Annotated in this window: 1 protein-coding gene and 1 pseudogene; one reads left to right on the top strand and one right to left on the bottom strand. The window is 74.1% G+C overall.

Features of this window, described 5'->3' with window-relative positions:
* Positions 1-360, bottom strand: a pseudogene (locus tag FV222_RS27515) (glycosyl transferase); the annotation flags it as partial.
* 171 nt (positions 361-531) lie between these two features.
* On the opposite strand from FV222_RS27515, the gene FV222_RS27520 reads away from it, so the two are divergent.
* The coding region (locus tag FV222_RS27520) for a transporter substrate-binding domain-containing protein (RefSeq protein WP_246685710.1) at positions 532-911 on the top strand (380 nt) is incomplete at its 3' end.

The raw sequence follows: 911 nt of genomic DNA on the forward strand, positions 1-911 counted from the left end.
GGCGAGCAGTTCGGCGATCTGCCGCCCGCGCGGCGCCAGCACCGCCGGGGCGCCCGCCCCCAGCACCAGCGGCGCCATGCCGAGCGACAGGCTGTCGGGGAAGCGCGCGCCCATGCCGAGCGGGATCGGCCCGTCGAGGTACTCGGCCTCGAGGGCTTGAGCGAGGGCCCGGTAATACGGTTCCTCGTCCATCAGCCCGGCGCGCAGAAGGGCGGTCGCCGCGTCGGTCCCGCTCGCCTCGGCCAAATCCGCGGCGCGACGCAGCAGCTCTGGATCGACGCCCGCGTCCGCCAGGAACGCGATCTCCGGCGGCAAAGCCGGTGGGCCGGGGGAGGGGCCGAGGAAGCGGAGGAACGACACGGGGCGCCGGCTACCGTCGGCTCCGGGACGTGCTAAGGCGAGGACGTGAGCCGGACCCCCTCCCCATTGCGCCGTCGGCGCTCCGCGATCATAGGCGCGCGCGCTCAGGGTGCAAGGACGATGTCCTTTTCAAAGACTATTATCTTAGTGCTCTTCGCCTGCGCCGCCGCGATGCCGCGGGCCGGCGCCCAGCCCGTTGCCGCACCGCAAGCGCCCGCGGCGGTGACGGTGCCCAACTTCTGGAACCCGCGCAGCCGCGGCGAGCGGGTCGAGGCGCCGCAGACCGGCCGGGCCGTGCGCTTCCTGACCGACGACGAGTTCCCGCCGCTGCACTTCGCCGGCCCCGACGGGAACCCGACCGGCTTCGCGGTGGAGCTGGCCCGCGCCGTCTGCGAGAAGCTGGCGATCACCTGCACCGTGCAGGCCCGGCGCTTCGACACCCTCCTCGACGGCCTGACCGAGAAGCAGGGCGACGTCGTCGCCGCCGCGATCCCGCTGACGCCGGCGCTGCGGGCGACGTTCGCCGCGACGCGGCCCTATTTCCGGTGGCC

The sequence above is a fragment of the Methylobacterium sp. WL103 genome (genome assembly GCF_008039885.1).
Taxonomy (GTDB): Bacteria; Pseudomonadota; Alphaproteobacteria; order Rhizobiales; family Beijerinckiaceae; genus Methylobacterium; species Methylobacterium cerastii.